Below are 17,075 nucleotides of genomic sequence, written 5' to 3' on the forward strand. Positions count from 1 at the left end.
CCGGGTACCCCTTATGGCCGATCGGCCGCGCCGGTGCCGCCGCCCGCCTCCCCCGCGTCGTCCGCGTCGTCCGCGTCGTCCGCGTCCTCCGCCTCCCCCGGCGGTGCGGCGGCCAGGTGCTCGGCGAGGTCGGTCATCAGGGCGTGCAGGCGCGGTGACGCCGCGAGCTGTTCCAGGGTGACGGGGCGGCCGGTGGCGTCGGCGACCGGCAGCCGCCAGTTGGGGTACTGGTCCCAGGTCCCGGGCAGATTCTGCGGGCGCCGGTCCCCCACGCAGTCCGGCAGCCAGACACCGATCATGCGGGCCGGGGTGCGGCACAGGAAGCGGTAGACGGCACGGACGGCCGCCTCCTCGTCCCCCCGCCCCCCGGACAGCAGCCCGAGTTCGCTGAGCACCGCCAGCCAGTCGGCGATCTCCACCGCGTCCTCGGCCTGCTCCTCGGCCAGTGGCCGGGTCAGCAGGCCCAGCCGGTGCCGCAGTCCGACGTGCTCGCCCGTCAGCCGGGCGGCGGTGCTCGGCAGGTCGTGCGTGGTGGCGGTGGCCAGGCAGTCGGCCCGCCAGCGCTCGGGCGGCAGCGGCCTCGGCCGCTGCCGGGCGCCGGCGGCCGGGGCGGGGCCGGGGCCGGGGGCGGACGTACCGGCGGTCGCCCCGGTGGCCGCGGCGGCGCCGGCGGACCCGGCGGACTCGTAATCGCGTTCGAACCAGAGCACCGATGTGCCCAGGACACCGCGCTCCGCGAGCGCGTCCCGCATCCCCGGCTCCACCGTACCCAGGTCCTCCCCCACGACGACGGCGCCGGCCCGGTGCGCCTCCAGGGCCAGCACGGCGAGCATGGCCTCGGTGTCGTAGCGGACGTAGGCGCCCTCGGTCGGCGGGCGGCCCTCGGGGACCCACCAGAGCCGGGAGAGCCCCATGACGTGGTCGATGCGGAGGGCGCCCGCGTGCCGCAGCAGCCCGCGCAGCAGGTCCCGGAAGGGGGCGTAGCCGGTGCCGGCGAGGGCGTCGGGACGCCAGGGCGGCAGACCCCAGTCCTGCCCGTGCGGGCTGAAGGCGTCGGGCGGCGCTCCGACCGACATGCCGGCGGCGTAGACGTCCTGCCGCGCCCAGACGTCGGCACCGGAGGGGTGGACGCCGACCGCGAGGTCGTGCACCAGTCCGATGGGCATGCCGGCGTCGAGGGCGGAGCGCTGCGCGGTGCCGAGCTGGCTGTCGGTGAGCCAGGCGAGCCAGCAGTGGAAGTCGACGCGGTCCAGGATCTCGCCGCGGGCGCGGGCGGCCTGCGGGGAGCGCGGATCGCTCAGGCCGCCGGGCCAGCGCCGCCAGTCGGGACCGTGGAGTTCGGCGAGGGCGCACCAGGTGGCGTGGTCGTCGAGGGCCTGTCCCTGGTCGGCGAGGAAGGCGCAGTAGGCGGCGCGGCGGCCCGGGCCGAGGGGCACGGCGCGCACGAGTTCGAGCGCTTCGCGCTTGAGGCGCCAGACGGCGTCGCGGTCGATGAGCGCCCCCCGGCGCAGGACGCCTTCGCGCAGGGCCTCGGCGCGGGCGGCGACGGCGGCGGCGCGCTCGCGCTCCGGGGCGGGCAGCCGGACGTACTCGGGGATGTCCTCGACGCGTAGATGCACCGGGTCGGGGAAACGACGGGAGGAGGGCCGGTACGGCGAGGGGTCCGTGGGGCTTCCGGGCACGGCGGCGTGCAGTGGGTTGAGCTGGAGGAAGCCGGTGCCGAGTGCCCGGCCGGACCAGGCGGCGAACTCGGCGAGGTCGCCGAGGTCGCCCATGCCCCAGGACCGGGAGGAGAGCAGGGAGTAGAGCTGTACGAGGAAGCCGTGGGTGCGGCCGGGCGGTTCGGGCATCCGTTCGGGAGCGGTGATCAGGACGGCCCGGCCGGACCGGCCGCCGGGTGCCTCCGCGTGGAGCGTGTGGCAGCCGGGCGGCAGGGTCACGGCCGGGCCGGGGTCCCAGTCCAGGCTCTCGCCGGCCTCGGTGCGGACGCGCAGGACCGCGTCCTCCGGGAGGCCGGGGAGCGTTCCGGGCCGCGGCGGCCGGCCCGTCGTCACGACGACGGCCGGCGGCAGCAGCCGGTCACGCTCGGCCCGTTCCCGCCGGTCCAGGGCGGCTCGGACGGCCTGCGGGGTCGAGGCGTCGACCCCCAGCGAGGCCAGCACGGCGACGACGGTGTCCTCGGGGACCCGGAGCGTACGGCCCGGAGAGGGCTCGTACGACGTTGCGACCCCGTGCAGTGCTGCGAGCCGCGCGCGGCCCATTCAGACCTCCGTGCACTCCAGACCGGCGCCCATGCCGGTCGCCGTGGGTTCACTGGTCAGCGGAAGTTCGGTGGCGAGCGCGGGCTCGCTGGTGAGGGGGTTGCTGTCGGGCAGGGGTGGTTCGCTGGTGAGCGGGGGCTCGGAGTATTCGCCGGAGCTGGCGCCGTCGAGACCCGAGTCGATGTCCGTCAGTCCGTCGAGGTCCAGCGGATTGAACGGTTCGACCGGGTCGCCGGGTTTGGAGAGAGTCGAGAGGAGAAGAGCGGATGTGGCCACCTGGGCCTCCGTAGTTCGTGGTCGGTACGACACAGCAGCCCTACCCCGCTGGAGCCGTGGCAGACCCAAACGCGGGGCGAACGTGGCTCTCGTCACAATCGCTCCCCGATGGGTTGATTTCGCGGCCGGACGGCACTTCCGGCGCAGGGCTTGAAGCCGAAAGGGTAGTCACGGCGGCGGATTTCTTGCGAGAGCAACAAGGGGGTCAGTGGCGGAGGCAACGAAAAAAACGGGACATAACATCGCCTATCCTCCTGGTGAGCTCACCAGACGCGCGGACGCGGCCCCCAGCCCCACGCCCGCGGACGGGGCACGGCGGCCGCCTCGACCTGCGCGGCCAGCGCCAGCAGCGGGCCCTCGGCCCCGTGGGCGGCGCCGAGCATCATCCCGACGGGCAGCCCGTCCTCCGTCCATTCCACGGGCAGGGAGACCGCGGGCAGACCGGCGATGTTCCACGGCCCCGTGAACGGGGTGAAGGCCACCTGGGCGGCGAAATCGGCCGCCGGGTCCGCGTCGTTCCGCAGTGCGCCCACGGGCGCGGGCGGCTGGGCGAGCGTGGGGGTGAGCACGGCGTCACACCCGGCCACGGCCGCGGCGAGCCGCCGGCCGACCCGCTGCATGGACTCCAGGGCCCGCGCGTAGTCCAGCCCGGAAGCCTCGCGGCCGCGCTCCCGCAGCCACCGCGTCAGCGGCAGCAGTTCCGCCTCCCGCTCCGGGGGGACGGGCGCCAGCGCGGCCATCACCGCCCAGACCGGCGTGAAGGTGTCCCGGTCCCCCGGCCGCAGCGGCTGCTCCAGATCGACCACCTCGTGCCCCAGTCCGGCCAGCAGCGCGGACGTCCTCTCGTACGCGGCGAGCACCTCCGGCGCGACGGTGACACCGGGCACGTCCGGACGCGCCCAGCGGCCGATCCGCAGCCGGCCGGGGGTCCGGTCACACCAGCGGAGGAACGGCGTCTCCGGCGCGGCCAGCGGCACCGGGTCGCCGGGTACGGGGGCAGCCATCACATCCAGCAGCGCCGCGGCGTCCCGGACGGTGCGGGCGAGCGGCCCGGCGGTGGCCAGGCCGCTGACGTCACCGCCCGGGGCGGGACTGACCCGGCCCCGGCTGGGCTTCACACCGACGATGCCGCAGCAGCTCGCGGGGATGCGGATGGAGCCGCCGCCGTCACTGCCCTGCGCGGCGGGCGCCAGTCCGGCGGCCACGGCCGCGGCCGCGCCCCCGCTGGACCCCCCGGCGCCCCGCGAGAGGTCGTACGGCGAACGGGCGGGCGGCCCGGCCCGGCCCTCGGTGTAGGCGGGCAGCCCGAACTCGGGGGTGTTGGTCTTGCCCAGCAGGACGGTGCCGGCCTCCCGGAGCAGCGCGACGAGCCGGGGCTCCTCGTCGTCCTCGGGGACGGTGTGCCCGGCGAAGACGGCGGAGCCGTAGGTGCAGCGGACGCCCGGCACGGCGTCGAGGTCCTTGACCGGCAGCGGCACCCCCAGCAGCGGCGGCAGCCCGTCACCGCCGCCCGCGGTGCCGCCGCGGCCCGCCGTGCGCCGCGCGAGGAGGCGCTCGGCCCGCCGCGCGCCGTCCAGCGCGCGGTCGGCGGTGACGGTGAGGTAGGCGCCCACGGAATCGTCCAGGCGCTCGATGCGGCGCAGATAGTGCTCGGCGAGTTCGACCGGGGAGAGCTCCCCGCCCCGCACGGCCGTGGCCTGTTCGAGCATCGTCAACTCATGGGGATCCGCCATCCGCCCACTGTAGGACCGGGGCCGCCCCCGGCCGGCGGACGCGTCCGGCCAAGGCCGCCGTATACCCGCCCTGCTCCCGCCAACACCCCCGCCATACCTCGCCAATCGGGACATGCGGGGCCCGAACGTTGACACTTCTCCCGGGGCGGTGGTGGGCTCTTTCCGGTTGCCCGGGGTTCCGCCCCCCGAGGGGGCGGGCGGCCGGCAGGTCTGGACAGGGCGAGGAGACGACCGTGCAGTTCCGGTTCACCGGCCCGCTCGGTGGCGGCGCAGACGACGGACGGGGCGGCACGCGGACAGCGGGGGAACCCGCCGGGCCGCGCGACACGGGCTGCCGGCGCCGGGGCCGCCCCGCCGGCGGGCTGCGTCCCCGCGTCGCCGGAGCGACCGCGCTGGCCGCCGCGATGATCGGCGGACTCGTCGGAACGGCGCCCGGAGCGGCCGCGGCGCCCTCCCCCGCGGGCGGCCCGGCCTCCACGGCCGAGGACCGCAAGGGCGACGGCTCCGTACCGCCCGTCTGGCCCCGGCCGCAGGATCTGCGCGCCCAGGGGAAGCCCGTCCGGGTGACCGAGCGGGTGGCCCTGGTGTCCGACGAGCACACCGATCCGTACGCGCTGGACGCGCTGCGCGCCCTGCTGCGCTCGGCCGGCGCCCGGACGGTGCTCGACGTCCGCCCGGACGGCGAACCGCCCCGGGACGCCCTGGTGGTGCGCGCGGACGCCGGGAGCGCGGCGGAGGCCCTGCGTTCCCTGCGCGCGCCCTCGGCGGCGGATCTGCCGTCCGGCGGCTACCGGCTGGCGGTCGGCCGGACCGGCGGACGGGACACGGTCGCGCTCGCCGGCCGGGGCGCCGACGGCCTCTTCCACGCCGTGCAGACACTGCGTCAGCTCGTCATCTCCTCCGGGGACGGCGACGGAGAGAAAGGGGAAGAGGGCGAGGGTGACCGCGGCACCGCGGACCGTGCCGGCCGCTCCTTCGCCGGCGTCGTCGTGCGCGACTGGCCGGGCACCGCCGTGCGCGGCATCGCGGAGAGCTTCTACGGCACCCCGTGGACCCGCGAACAGCGCCTGCAGCAGCTCGACTTCCTGGGCCGCACCAAGCAGAACCGCTACCTCTACGCGGCCGGCGACGACCCGTACCGGCAGACCCGCTGGCGCGACCCGTACCCGGCCGGGCAGCGCGGGGAGTTCCGCGCGCTGGCCGAACGGGCCCGCGCCAACCACGTGACGCTGGGCTGGGCGGTGGCCCCCGGCCAGGCGCTCTGCTTCTCCTCCGACGACGACGTCAGGGCGCTCACCCGCAAGATCGACGCCATGTGGGCGCTGGGTGTCCGCGCGTTCCAGCTCCAGTTCCAGGACGTGAGCTACAGCGAGTGGCACTGCGACACGGACGCCCGGCGCTTCGGCTCCGGGCCGGAGGCGGCAGCCGAGGCCCAGGCCCGGGTCGCGAACGCCGTCGCCGGTCATCTCGCCGACCGCCACCCCGGCGCCGTCCCGCTCTCCGTGCTGCCCACCGAGTACTACCAGGAGGGCACCACCGCCTACCGCAGCGCCCTCGCGGGAGCACTGCGCCGGGAGGTGGAGGTCGCCTGGACGGGCGTCGGCGTCGTGCCGAAGACCATCACCGGCGGCGAACTGGCCGACGCCCGCGAGGCGTTCGGCCACCCGATCGTCACCATGGACAACTACCCGGTCAACGACTTCGCGCAGGACCGGCTCTTCCTCGGCCCGTACCGGGGACGGGAACCGGGCGTCGCCGTCGGCTCCGCCGCGCTGCTGGCCAACGCCATGACGCAGCCGGCCGCCTCCCGCATCCCGCTGTTCACGGCGGCCGACTTCTCCTGGAACCCGCGCGGCTACCGGCCGCAGGAGTCCTGGCAGGCGGCCGTCGACGCCCTCGCGGGCCCGGACGCCCGGTCCCGGCAGGCGCTGGGCGTCCTCGCGGCCCACGGCTCCTCCTCGGAGCTGGGCGGCAAGGAGTCGGCGTATCTGCGGCCGCTGATCGACGCGCTCTGGACCGCCCACAGCAGCGGTGACCGCGAGAAGCTGGAGAAGGCGGGCGAACGGCTGCGCGAGGCCTTCCGCGTCATGGGCCGGGCGCGGGACCACCTCGCCGGGCCGGCGGGCGAGGAACTGGCGGCGGACGGGGAGGCCGGTCCGTGGCTCGCGCAGCTGGCGCGCTACGGCCGCGCGGGCGAACGGGCCGTGGAGATGCTGCTCGCACAGGCGCGCGGGGACGGCGCGGCGGCCTGGCGGGCGCAGCTGGAGCTGCGGGAGCTCCGGAAGGAGATCGCCGCCTCGCCGGCGACCGTCGGCGAGGGCGTGCTCGACCCGTTCCTGAAGAAGGCGGCCGGGCGCGCGGACGCCTGGACGGGCGCCGACCGGGCCCGCCCCCGCGACGCGTACACGGAACGGCCCGGGGAGCTCCGCGTCGACCTGGGCGGCACCCGCCCGCTGGCCGCGGTGACCGTCCTGTCCCGCCCCGGCCGGGACACCGACGCGGCCGTCGAGGCGCATGTCCCCGGGGAGGGCTGGCGGAGCCTGGGCCGGCTGTCCGGGGACGGCTGGACGCAGCTGGGCGGGAAGGACGTCCGCGCCGACACCGTGCGGCTCACCTGGCCGCGCGGCGGGCGGCCCCCGGAGGTACGGGGCGTGGTGCCGTGGTTCGCCGACCTGCCCGACGCCCGGCTCGACCTGGCGGACGGCGAGACGGACGTCACCATCGGCGGCGAGGAGGAGGTCCCGGTCGAGCTGACCGCGGAACGGCCCTCGGACGTGCGCGGCCGGCTGGTGGCCACCTCCCCCGAGGGCATCGAGGTGAAGGTCCCGCAGGGCGTCACCGTGCGGCGGGGCACGAAGACCGAGGTGCCGGTGACGGTCTCCGTCCCGGAGGACACCCCCGCCGGCTCGTACGAAGTGCCGTTCGACTTCGCGGGTGAGAAGCGGACGCTGACCGTGCGGGCGTTCCCCGAGACCGGCGGGCCGGATCTGGCGCGCGGGGCCACGGCCACCTCCTCGGGCGACGAGACCGCCGACTTCCCGGCGCCGGCGGCGGTCGACGGCGACCCGGCGACCCGCTGGTCCTCCCCCGCGGAGGACAACGCCTGGTTCCAGCTGGAACTGGCCCGTCCGGCCCGGGTCGGCCAAGTGGTGCTGCACTGGCAGGACGCGTACGCGGCCCGCTACCGCGTCCAGGTCTCGTCCGACGGGCGCGTCTGGCGGGACGCGGCGGCCGTGCGGGGACGGCCGCGGCGGCCGGGAGTCGGTGCGGATGGACGCGCCGGACACCCGGTTCATCCGCGTCCAGGGCGAGAAGCGCGCCACCCGGTACGGCTATTCGCTGTTCTCCGTGGAGGCGTACGCGGTCGGAGGCTGAGCCCCGGGCCCGCCGCGGCATCCGCCTCCCCGCGCCCGGACGGCGCCGGCCCGCGCACGCCGCCGGCACCGGGCGCGCGGGCGGCACCGGGCGCGCGGGCGGCACCGGGCGCGCGGGCGGCACCGGGCCGCACGGCGGGCACAAGAGGGCCCGGATCTAGGCGGATATGCCGTCGATCCGGGCCATGGCGTCCTCGGCGCCGTAGGGCTGCAAATACGGCAGCCAGCGTGGGTCCCGATGCCCGGTGCCGATGATGCGCCAGGCCAGTCCGGAGGGGGGCGCCGGCTGGTGCCGCAGCCGCCAGCCCAGCTCCGACACGTGCCGGTCCGCCTTGACGTGGTTGCAGCGCCGGCAGGCGGCGACCACGTTCTCCCAGGAGTGCTGGCCGCCGCGGCTGCGCGGGATGACGTGGTCGACGCTCGTCGCGGTGGCACCGCAGTAGGCGCAGCGCCCGCCGTCCCGCGCGAACAGGGCCCGCCGGGTGAGCGGGACGGGCCCCCGGTAGGGCACCCGTACAAAACGCTTCAGGCGGACGACGCTGGGCGCGGGGACCGCCTGGGTCGCGCTGTGCATCAGGGCGCCGGAGTCCTCAAGGCTGACCGCCTTGCCGTTGAGGACGAGCACGAGGGCGCGGCGGAGCGGTACGACGCCGAGCGGCTCGTACGACGCGTTGAGGACCAGGACGTGCGGCACGGTGCCTCCTTGTACGCCGGCGGCGCGTGGCTCGCGCCGGGACGATCTGCAGATAGTTTCCCCTCAGCCCAGGTGATGGCGCCACCAGGTCCGCGTAACGCATCAGGAGTGTTTTCGACCACACGGTGTCCCGGCCCGCGGGAAGGGGTCGCTCCCCCGAGCGGAACGAACAGATGAACCCGCCCGTCCCGTTAGTCTGGTTGGTCTGCCGGCCGGACCATCCGGTGCCACCGGGCGGCCGGGTCGTACACGGAGGGTTTCGCTGTGTTCTGGTACCTCGCCGATGCCACCACTCCCGCCGCGCCGACGCTCCGGGAGGCACAGGAGAACGCCACCCAGGCGGCCGGATGGGTGGAGGAGAACTGGTCCGTCTGGCTGGGCGCGGGGCTGCGCATCCTGCTGATCGTCGTGATCGCCTTCGCCCTGCGGTCCGTCGTCCGGCGCACCATCACCAAGCTCATCAACCGGATGAACCGCGCCTCCCAGGCCACCGAGGGCCTTCCGCTGCGCGGTCTGCTGGTGAACGCCGAGCGGCGCCGGCAGCGCTCCGAGGCGATCGGCTCGGTGCTGCGCAGCGTCACCTCCTTCGTCATCCTGGGCACGGCGGCGCTGACCGTGCTCTCCGTGCTGAGCATCAACCTCGCGCCGCTTCTCGCCAGCGCCGGCGTGGCCGGCATCGCGCTGGGCTTCGGCGCGCGCAACCTCGTCACCGACTTCCTCTCCGGCGTCTTCATGATCCTGGAGGACCAGTACGGGGTGGGCGACGTGGTCGACGCGGGGGTGGCGAGCGGCGAGGTCATCGAGGTCGGTCTGCGCGTGACCAAGCTGCGCGGTGACGAGGGCGAGATCTGGTACGTCCGCAACGGCGAGATCAAGCGGATCGGCAACAAGAGCCAGGGCTGGGCGACCGCCTCCGTGGACGTGCACCTGCGTCCCGACGAGGACCTGGAGAAGGCCCGCAGGGCCATCGTGGAGGCCGGTGAGCGGATGGCCGCGGAGGAGCCGTGGAACGAGCGGCTGTGGGGCCCCGTCGACGTGCTGGGCCTGGAGTCGATGACGCTGGAGTCCCTGGTGATCCGCACCTCGGCCAGGACCATGCCGGGCAAACGGCTCGGAGTGGAGCGGGAACTGCGCTGGCGTGTCAAGCAGGCATTCGACGAAGCGGGCATCCGGATCGTCGGCGCCGGGCCCGAGCCCGCCGACGAGGCCCCGCAGCGGGACCCGCTGGCCGGGGTGGCTCCCCCGTCGGCCCTGGCCAGTCCCACCTCGCCGCAGTCCGTCAACGCCTCTCCGCTGCCGCAGAGCCCGCCCGCGCCGCCGTCGTCCCCGGCGTCCGGCCCGAACGTCCCCCACCTGTCCAAGTAGCGGCTGCGCACCACGGTCCGGCGGCCGGTCCTCCGGTGCGGCCGGGGAAGGGATGGCCATGCGACTCGCGGTCGTCGGCGGAGGATCCACCTACACCCCGGAGCTCATCGACGGGTTCGCGCGGCTGCGCGATGTCCTGCCGGTGGACGAACTGGTCCTGATCGATCCGGCGGCGGACCGGCTGGAGCTCGTCGGCGGCCTGGCCCGGCGCATCCTCGCCCGGCAGGGCCACCCCGGCCGGATCGTCCTCACCGGCGATCCGGACGCCGGGGTGGAGGGCGCGGACGCCGTCCTGCTCCAGTTGCGCGTCGGCGGGCAGGCCGCGCGCCGGGAGGACGAGACCTGGCCGCTGGAGTGCGGCTGCGTCGGCCAGGAGACCACCGGGGCCGGCGGCCTCGCCAAGGCGCTGCGCACCGTCCCCGTCGTCCTGGACATCGCCGAGCGGGTGCGGCGGCGCAGCCCGCGCGCCTGGATCGTCGACTTCACGAACCCGGTCGGCATCGTCACCCGCGCGCTGCTGGCCGCCGGCCACCGGGCCGTCGGCCTGTGCAACGTGGCCATCGGCTTCCAGCGGCGGTTCGCGGCGCTGCTGGACGCGGACCCGGCGGACGTCTCCCTGGAGCACGTCGGCCTGAACCATCTGACGTGGGAGCGCGGAGTGCGGCTGGGGGGCACCGACGTCCTGCCGAGGCTGATCGCCGAGCACGGCGGCGCCCTGGCGGACGCCCTGCGCCTGCCGCGCACCCTCCTCGAACGGCTCGGCGTCGTCCCCTCGTACTACCTGCGCTACTACTACCGGCACGACGAGGTCGTACGGGAACAGCAGGAGGGCCCCTCGCGCGCCGCCGAGGTGGCCGGGATCGAGCGGCGGCTGCTGGAGATGTACGCCGATCCGGCGCTGGACCACAAGCCGGAGCTGCTCTCCCGGCGGGGCGGCGCCTACTACTCGGAGGCGGCGGTGGCACTCACCGCCGCACTGCTGCGCCGGCCCGGGAGGAGCGGCGGGACCCGGGAGGACGGGGACCCGGGCGGCCGGAGTCCGGACGGCGAGGAGGACGTGCAGGTGGTGAACGTCCGCAACGACGGCACCCTGCCGTTCCTGCCCGGCGACGCCGTCATCGAGGTCCCGGCGGCGGTCGGCCCGGGCGGCGCCCGCCCACTGCCGGTACGCCCCCTGGAACCGCTGTACGCGGGCCTGGTCGCGCAAGTGACCGCCTACGAGCACCTCGCCCTGGAGGCGGCCCTCAAGGGCGGCCGCGACCGGGTGTTCGAAGCGCTGCTCTGCCATCCCCTCATCGGGCAGACCGACCACGCCGAGCGCCTGACCGACTCCCTGCTCGCGCACAACCGGCAGCACCTGGCATGGGCGTGACCCCCGGCCCCGCCGCCGGAACCCGGCCGCTCCCGGCGGCCGTGCTGGCCTTCGACGCCGGCAACAGCAAGACCGACGCGGCCCTGGTCGCCCCCGACGGCCGCGTCCTCGGCACCGGCCGGGCCGGGGGCTTCCGCCCGCCCGCCACCGGGATCGACGCGGCCGTGGACGTCCTCGCCCGCGCGGCCGCGGCAGCGGCGGAAGCGGCGGGACTGCCGTTCGGCGCCGCACCGGTCGCCGAGCGGGTGTCGGCCTGCCTGGCCAACGCCGATCTTCCCGCCGAGGAGCGGCGGCTGCGGGAGGCCGTGGCGGAACGCGGCTGGGGCCGCGCCACCGAGGTCGCCAACGACACCTTCGCCGTCCTGCGCGCCGGGGCGGACGAGCCCCGGGGGGTCGCGGTGGTGTGCGGGGCGGGCATCAACTGCGCCGGGATGACACCGGACGGGCGGACGGCCCGGTTCCCGGCCCTCGGCCCGCTCTCCGGAGACCTCGGCGGCGGCCGGTGGCTCGCCGGCGAGGCGGTCTGGTTCGCCGCCCGTGCCGAGGACGGCCGGGGCGAGCCGACGGCACTGGCCCGCGCCGTCCCCGCGCACTTCGGGCTGGCCACCATGGCGGAGCTGATCGAGGCCGTGCACCTCGGCCGCCTCGGCACCCGGCGCCTGCACGGCCTGGCGCCCGTGCTCTTCGCGGTGGCCGGAGCCGGCGACCCCGTCGCACGGTCCGTCGTCCACCGGCAGGCCGAGGAGATCGTCACCCTGGCCCGCGTGGCGCTGGACCGGCTCGGCCTGCTCGGCGAGGAGACCCCGGTCCTGCTCGGCGGCGGTGTGCTCGCCGCCCGCCCCCCTCTCCTGCTCGACGCGGTCACCCGGCTGCTGGCCGAGCAGGCGCCGAAGGCCGTCCCCCGCGTGGTCACCGCTCCGCCGGTGCTCGGCGCCGCCCTCCTCGGCCTGGACCGCACGGGAGCACCGGCCGGCGCCCGCGCCCGCCTGCGCGGGCACTACGCCGCCCGCGGGTGAACCCCTCCCGCCGCCCCGGTGATGCCCGGTGACAGGCCGCAACACGGCGCGCACCACCGCGAATCGGCGCGCACCTGGCAGGATCGGCACGGCGGAGCGCGTAAGGCGGGCGAGACCGGGGAGTATGACAGCGCGCCGCGGAAGGTGATCGGGGACGGCGACGCCGCGGCGGCCGCCACGCACACAGGAGAGGTGATCGATGGGGGTCCCGGGATCCGGCCCCGGCGCCACGGGGCAACCTCAGGGTCCGGTCATGGACGTGGAGGAGGTGGACCGTGCCCTGGCGCGGCTCTGCGCGGAGCACGAGGCGATCGAGACCTCCCTGCTCGCCCTCCAGGACCACGCGGGCCGCCGCCTGCTGGAGGGCGCCGAACTGACCGGTGTCACCAAGAGCCGCTGGGCGGCCACCGAGGAGGTCGTCGGCTTCCTCTGGACCTGTTTCGACGCCTGCACCGCCACGCTGAACCGGGCCCGGGAGCTGCGCTCCCGCCGGCGCTGGCCGACCGACGGCGAACTGGCCAAGCTGACCGCCCTGCTGCGGGACGAGGACGTCGTCCTGCCGCCCTCCGGGGACCCGGCTCTCGCCGGTGACGCGCCCGAGCCCGGTGAACGCTTGGCCCTCCGCACCGCCATCGACCGGATGAACAGCGGCTACGCGCAGGCCCTGGAGGTGGTGGTGGCCGCCGAGGCCGTCTGGTCGGCGCTGCCCGCACGGATCGACATGCTCGCCGCCGAACTCCGGCGCACGCGCTCCCTGGCGCACTCCGTCGGCGTCCGCCCCGGCGAGCACCCCGCGGGCGACCGCCTGGAGCGGATCACCGACGAGCTGACCGCGCTCCGGGCCGAGGTGGTCTCCGACCCGCTCGCCTACTGGACGCCCGCGCGCGGCAGTTCGGCTCCCGGTGGAGGCCGTCCCGACACCACCCGCTACGACCGCGAGGCCCGCGCCCTGGAAGACGTCCGGCGCGAGATCGAGGCAGTGCTCGACGTGCGGCAGGACGCCGAGCAGCGGCTGCACCGGCTCCGCGACGTCCTCTCCCGCGCCGACCGCACCCTCACCGAAGCCCGGGAGGCACGCGGCGAGGTGCTCGCCAAGATCGCCGCGTCGGAGGTGCCCGCCGTGAGCGGCCCGCCGACCGCCCTGCACGAACAACTGTCCACCGCCGCCGCGTATCGCCGGCACGGCCAGTGGCACCGCCTGTCGCCCCTGCTGGACCGCCTCGAACAGCGGGCCGAGGACGAGCTGTTGCGGGCGCGGGAGTCGCTGACGGCGGTGACCGCCCCGCTGGCCGTACGGGCCGAGTTGCGCGGACGCCTCGACGCCTGCAAGGCACGGCTCACCCGGCACGGTCTGGCCGGTGACCCGCTGCTGGCCGAGCGGTACGACACCGCCCGCCGCATGCTGTGGAGCGCCCCGTGCGACCTGCGGGCGGCCGAACGCGCGGTGCTGCGCTACCAGGAGGCGGCGGCGGAGGCCCTGGTGCCGCGCCGGCGGAGGCCGGAGGAATGAGAGACCCCCGGCATCCCGGCCGCGCGGCCGGCCACGGACACCCCGGCGGCGGGGGACCCCCGGACCGCGGTACGGCCGCGGCCACCGGCTCGCCGGCGGGTCCCGGTTCCGCGGCGGGTCCGGGCGGCCGCGCCGGAGCGCGGCCGTCGCCCCGTCCCGCGCCCGCCCCCGAAGCCCGTCCCGGGCCACCGACACCGGACCGCCCCCCGGCCGGACCGCTGCCGGCCGGAGCGGCGGGCGCCGCGGCCGGCCCGGCCGGCCTCCCCGGCGCGCCGGTGCCGGGAGACGACCCCCTGCCCGCCCACTCGGTACGGAGCTCCATGGAACCGGACGACTACCCGATCGCGGCGCCGCGTTCGGCCCCGGCGGCCGACCCGCGCGACCCCAGAGCCCCCGTCGCCCACGACCACGGGAACGGCGCCTCCGGTCCGCGCGGCGCGTACGGAACGGAGCGGCCGGACCGCCCCGCGGACACCCCCGGGGCGCGCCGCGGGGAGACTCCCGCCCCGGGGCCGCCGGGCACCGGCACGGCCGGTGGCGCCGCGGCCGGTACCGGTACGGCCGACGGCACGGCCGGGGAGGCGGCGGACGCGGGCACGACCGCCGGATCCCCCGGCGCGCTCTGCGTCGCCTGCCGCAAGGGCACGGTCGCCCCGGACGGCCGCTGCGAGCACTGCGGTCACGCGCAGCCCCGGGAACGCGACCACACGGAGAGCGAACTGGCCGGGACCGTCGCCGCGGTCACCGACCGCGGCCTGCGCCACCACCGCAACGAGGACGCGTTCGCGCTCTGCGGGACCGCCCTGCCGGGCGGCACTCCGGCGGTGGCGGCCGTGGTCTGCGACGGCGTCTCGTCGGCCACCCGCCCGGACGAGGCCTCGGCCGCCGCGGCCGGGGCGGCCCGGGAATCCCTGTCCGCCGCGCTGCCCTCCGGCACTCCGGTCCGGCAGGCGATGCACGACGCGCTGGTCGCCGCCGGGACGGCCGTCACCACCCTCTCCGGGGTGGACGGCACCGGCTACCGCTACGGGGAGCCGCGCCCCCATCAGAACGCCCCGGCCTGCACGATCGTCTCCGCTCTCCGCAGCGGTGACACGCTCACCGTCGGCTGGATCGGCGACAGCAGGGCGTACTGGGTGCCCGACGACCGCACCACTCCCGCCCGGCTGACCGAGGACGACTCCTGGGCGGCGCAGATGGTCGCGGGCGGACTGCTGTCGGAGCGCGAGGCCTACGCCGACCCCCGCGCGCACGCGATCACCGGCTGGCTGGGCGCCGACGCCTACGAACTGGCGCCGCACATCGCCACGTTCACCCCGGACCGGCCCGGTGTCGTGGTGGTGTGCACGGACGGCCTGTGGAACTACGCCGAGAGCGCCGGGGAGATGGCCCTGGCGGTGCCGGCCGACGCGCGTTCCCGTCCCCTGCACGGAGCGCGGGCACTGGTGGGGTACGCGCTCGACGGCGGCGGCCACGACAACGTGACCGTGGCCGTCCTCCCGTTCTCCGGCCCCCCGGCCGACGCGACGGCCTGACCCCGCCCGCCGCGCTGCCGGCGATCGCACGGCCGTCGATCGCCCCCGCCGTCGGTGATCCGACGGCAATACGGGGCGACAACGCGGTGAAACCGTTGACGGGTTGATTAGTGCGTCTGTGTAGAGCTGCCGGCCTCCCGGCCGGGACGGTCCGCGGCCCCGCCGTCCGCTCGCCCCGGCCGGGCGGACGGCGGTGGCCGCAGCCGCCCGGTGCCGGAAGCGCGGGCCGCCGTCGCACAGGCCCGCAGGTCACGAACGTCGGCAGCGGCAGCGGGGCGCCGGCCGCCACCGCCGTGAACGGAGCGAACCGTTCAGGCACGGTGCGCCTCCTCGAACAGGAGGAGCGTCACACCGTCCCGTGGTGGTGGGCGCTCCGTCCGCGGCGAACGGTACTGTGCGACAGAGGACAAGCACCGCGGAAACCGACGAGACGACGCTCAGATGCGCGCTCCTCCGGGACGGCGCGCGCCAGGCAGTGACACACCCGACGGGCTCTGAAGGGGCCCGGGGGAAAGGGGGAAGCACCGACATGCCGACCTGTCCGAACGGTCACCAGTCGGGGTCCGACAACTGGTGCGAGGTCTGCGGACTTCTCATGCCGGGCGCCGGCGCGCCCGCGGCCTCCGCTTCGCACGCACCCCCGCCCCCGCCCCCGCCACCTCCCGCGCCGGGTGCCGCGCCGGCCGGCCCGCACGGAGGGCACGGCGCCCCGGGGCCGCAGGGCCCGCCCGGCGGCTACGGCTATCCCGCTCCCCAGCAGGCGCAGACCGGCCCGCCGCCCCCGGGCCCCGGGGCGTACGGCATGCCGCCCGGCGCTCCGCAGGAGCAGTGCCCGCGCTGCCGCAAGCCGCGCGAGGCACCGGCGGCCTTCTGCACCGAGTGCGGCCACGCCTTCGACGCACCGTCGCAGGGCGGCTTCCCGCCGCCTCCCCAGCAGCCGGGCCACAGTCTGCTGCCCCCGGCCTTCCAGCAGCCGCCACCGGCACAACAGCAGCAGCCCGGCCGGCCCCCGCAGGACTCCGGCTACCAGGGCCCGCCGCCCCAGCAGCCGGGCCGCCCCGGCGAGCCCCCGGCCCCCGGCCCCGGCCCGCACCCGCATCAGCACCAGCACCAGCACCAGCACCAGCACCAGGGCGCCCCGCACCAGGCACCGCCGGCACCGCCGGCACCGCCCCAAGAAGCCGGCCCGTCCGGCGGGTTCCCGCCACCCCCGGCACCGCCCGGGCAGGGCTTCCCGGAGAGCGACTGGACCCTGCCGCCGCCCGGCCCGGCGGCGCAGCGGCAGCACCAGCCACCACAGCCGCCCGCCCCGGCCTTCGGCGACAGCCCGGCCTTCGGCGAAGGCACCGGCCACGGGAGCGGTCCCGGCTACGGCGCTCCGCCGCCCGGGCCCGAGGCACAGCGGGCCGCCGAACCGCAGCCGCCCCGGCCGTCCGCCGCCGAGCAGGAGTGGGTCGCCGTCATCGCCCCCGACCGCGAGTACTTCACGGCGATGCTGGCCCGCAGCGGCCCCGAAGCCGCCCAGCTGAACCTGCCCGCGTACTCCCCCGAGCAGCGGCTCGCACTGGACCGCCCGCAGATCACCATCGGGCGGCGGCGGCACAGCACCGGCGAGGCGCCGGACATCGACCTCTCCCAGTCCCCGGAGGACCCGGGCGTCTCCCACCAGCACGCGATGCTGGTGCGGCAGCCCGAGGGCGACTGGGCGGTCGTGGACCAGGACTCGACCAACGGCACCACCATCAACGGCGGCGAGGAACCGATCCAGCCGTATGTGCCCGTTCCGCTGCGCGAGGGCGACCGGGTCCACGTCGGTGCCTGGACCACCATCACGGTCCGCCGCGGCTGACGGCGTCCCGCCCGCCCCGGCCGTGACCCGGCCGGGGCCCGGCGGGCGGGCCCCGCGTCCCCCGGACGTCGTCCGGCGCGTCTGAGAGCA

The 17,075-nt window shown here is 76.7% G+C and carries 10 protein-coding genes and 1 pseudogene; 7 read left to right on the forward strand and 4 right to left on the reverse strand.

All coding sequences use genetic code 11. The features are described 5' to 3' along the window. Nucleotides 1-11: 11 nt before the first annotated feature. The 3 genes from malQ to KBZ10_RS02630 all read right to left on the reverse strand — a co-directional run bounded on the left by malQ (nucleotide 12) and on the right by KBZ10_RS02630 (nucleotide 4,270). A complete protein-coding gene (malQ, locus tag KBZ10_RS02620; RefSeq protein ID WP_210985823.1) occupies nucleotides 12-2,261 on the reverse strand; it encodes a 4-alpha-glucanotransferase in 2,250 nt (749 codons plus the stop codon). Then, on the reverse strand, nucleotides 2,262-2,537 hold the full coding sequence (locus KBZ10_RS02625) for a hypothetical protein (RefSeq protein ID WP_210985824.1): 276 nt from the start codon (nucleotides 2,535-2,537) through the stop codon (nucleotides 2,262-2,264). It lies immediately after the preceding gene. Between the two features lie 263 nt (nucleotides 2,538-2,800). Further along, entirely contained in the window at nucleotides 2,801-4,270 is a 1,470-nt protein-coding gene (locus tag KBZ10_RS02630) for an amidase (protein WP_210985825.1), read from the reverse strand. A gap of 404 nt (nucleotides 4,271-4,674) precedes the next feature. On the opposite strand from KBZ10_RS02630, the pseudogene KBZ10_RS02635 reads away from it, so the two are divergent. Then, nucleotides 4,675-7,645, forward strand: a pseudogene (locus KBZ10_RS02635) (beta-N-acetylglucosaminidase domain-containing protein). A 156-nt stretch (nucleotides 7,646-7,801) separates the two neighbouring features. Here the strand turns inward: KBZ10_RS02635 and KBZ10_RS02640 are convergent. Further along, complete coding sequence (locus KBZ10_RS02640; protein WP_030548415.1) at nucleotides 7,802-8,338, reverse strand: HNH endonuclease; 537 nt, start codon at nucleotides 8,336-8,338, stop codon at nucleotides 7,802-7,804. Nucleotides 8,339-8,602: 264 nt separating this feature from the next. On the opposite strand from KBZ10_RS02640, the gene KBZ10_RS02645 reads away from it, so the two are divergent. The 6 genes from KBZ10_RS02645 (at nucleotide 8,603) to KBZ10_RS02670 (ending at nucleotide 16,985) form a co-directional block, all read left to right on the forward strand. After that, nucleotides 8,603-9,703, forward strand: a complete 1,101-nt coding sequence (locus tag KBZ10_RS02645) for a mechanosensitive ion channel family protein (protein ID WP_210985826.1) — start codon at nucleotides 8,603-8,605, stop codon at nucleotides 9,701-9,703. A 58-nt stretch (nucleotides 9,704-9,761) separates the two neighbouring features. Continuing rightward, nucleotides 9,762-11,075: a 6-phospho-beta-glucosidase gene (locus tag KBZ10_RS02650; protein ID WP_210985827.1), complete on the forward strand. Its 1,314-nt coding sequence runs from the start codon at nucleotides 9,762-9,764 to the stop codon at nucleotides 11,073-11,075. Beyond that, a complete protein-coding gene (locus KBZ10_RS02655) occupies nucleotides 11,066-12,091 on the forward strand; it encodes an N-acetylglucosamine kinase (protein WP_210985828.1) in 1,026 nt (341 codons plus the stop codon). The genes KBZ10_RS02650 and KBZ10_RS02655 overlap by 10 nt, the downstream gene beginning before the upstream one ends. Before the next feature lie 199 nt (nucleotides 12,092-12,290). Beyond that, nucleotides 12,291-13,601 (forward strand): hypothetical protein, encoded by a 1,311-nt coding sequence (locus KBZ10_RS02660; RefSeq protein ID WP_210985829.1) that lies wholly within the window; start codon nucleotides 12,291-12,293, stop codon nucleotides 13,599-13,601. A gap of 320 nt (nucleotides 13,602-13,921) precedes the next feature. Next, a complete protein-coding gene (locus tag KBZ10_RS02665) occupies nucleotides 13,922-15,136 on the forward strand; it encodes a PP2C family serine/threonine-protein phosphatase (protein ID WP_374223293.1) in 1,215 nt (404 codons plus the stop codon). Nucleotides 15,137-15,938: 802 nt separating this feature from the next. Then, nucleotides 15,939-16,985 (forward strand): FHA domain-containing protein, encoded by a 1,047-nt coding sequence (locus KBZ10_RS02670; RefSeq protein WP_374223294.1) that lies wholly within the window; start codon nucleotides 15,939-15,941, stop codon nucleotides 16,983-16,985. Nucleotides 16,986-17,075: the final 90 nt, after the last annotated feature.

Source organism: Streptomyces sp. F63 (genome assembly GCF_018070345.1).
GTDB lineage: Bacteria > Actinomycetota > Actinomycetes > Streptomycetales > Streptomycetaceae > Streptomyces.

Excerpts from the sequence above, each read along its gene's own strand:
- KBZ10_RS02660 (WP_210985829.1), top strand. The coding sequence starts at position 12,291 with ATGGGGGTCCCGGGATCCGGCCCCGGCGCCACGGGGCAACCTCAGGGT.
- KBZ10_RS02665 (WP_374223293.1), top strand. The coding sequence starts at position 13,922 with ATGGAACCGGACGACTACCCGATCGCGGCGCCGCGTTCGGCCCCGGCG.
- KBZ10_RS02630 (WP_210985825.1), bottom strand. The coding sequence starts at position 4,270 with ATGGCGGATCCCCATGAGTTGACGATGCTCGAACAGGCCACGGCCGTG.
- malQ (WP_210985823.1), bottom strand. The coding sequence starts at position 2,261 with ATGGGCCGCGCGCGGCTCGCAGCACTGCACGGGGTCGCAACGTCGTAC.
- KBZ10_RS02670 (WP_374223294.1), top strand. The coding sequence starts at position 15,939 with ATGCCGCCCGGCGCTCCGCAGGAGCAGTGCCCGCGCTGCCGCAAGCCG.
- KBZ10_RS02655 (WP_210985828.1), top strand. The coding sequence starts at position 11,066 with ATGGGCGTGACCCCCGGCCCCGCCGCCGGAACCCGGCCGCTCCCGGCG.
- KBZ10_RS02650 (WP_210985827.1), top strand. The coding sequence starts at position 9,762 with ATGCGACTCGCGGTCGTCGGCGGAGGATCCACCTACACCCCGGAGCTC.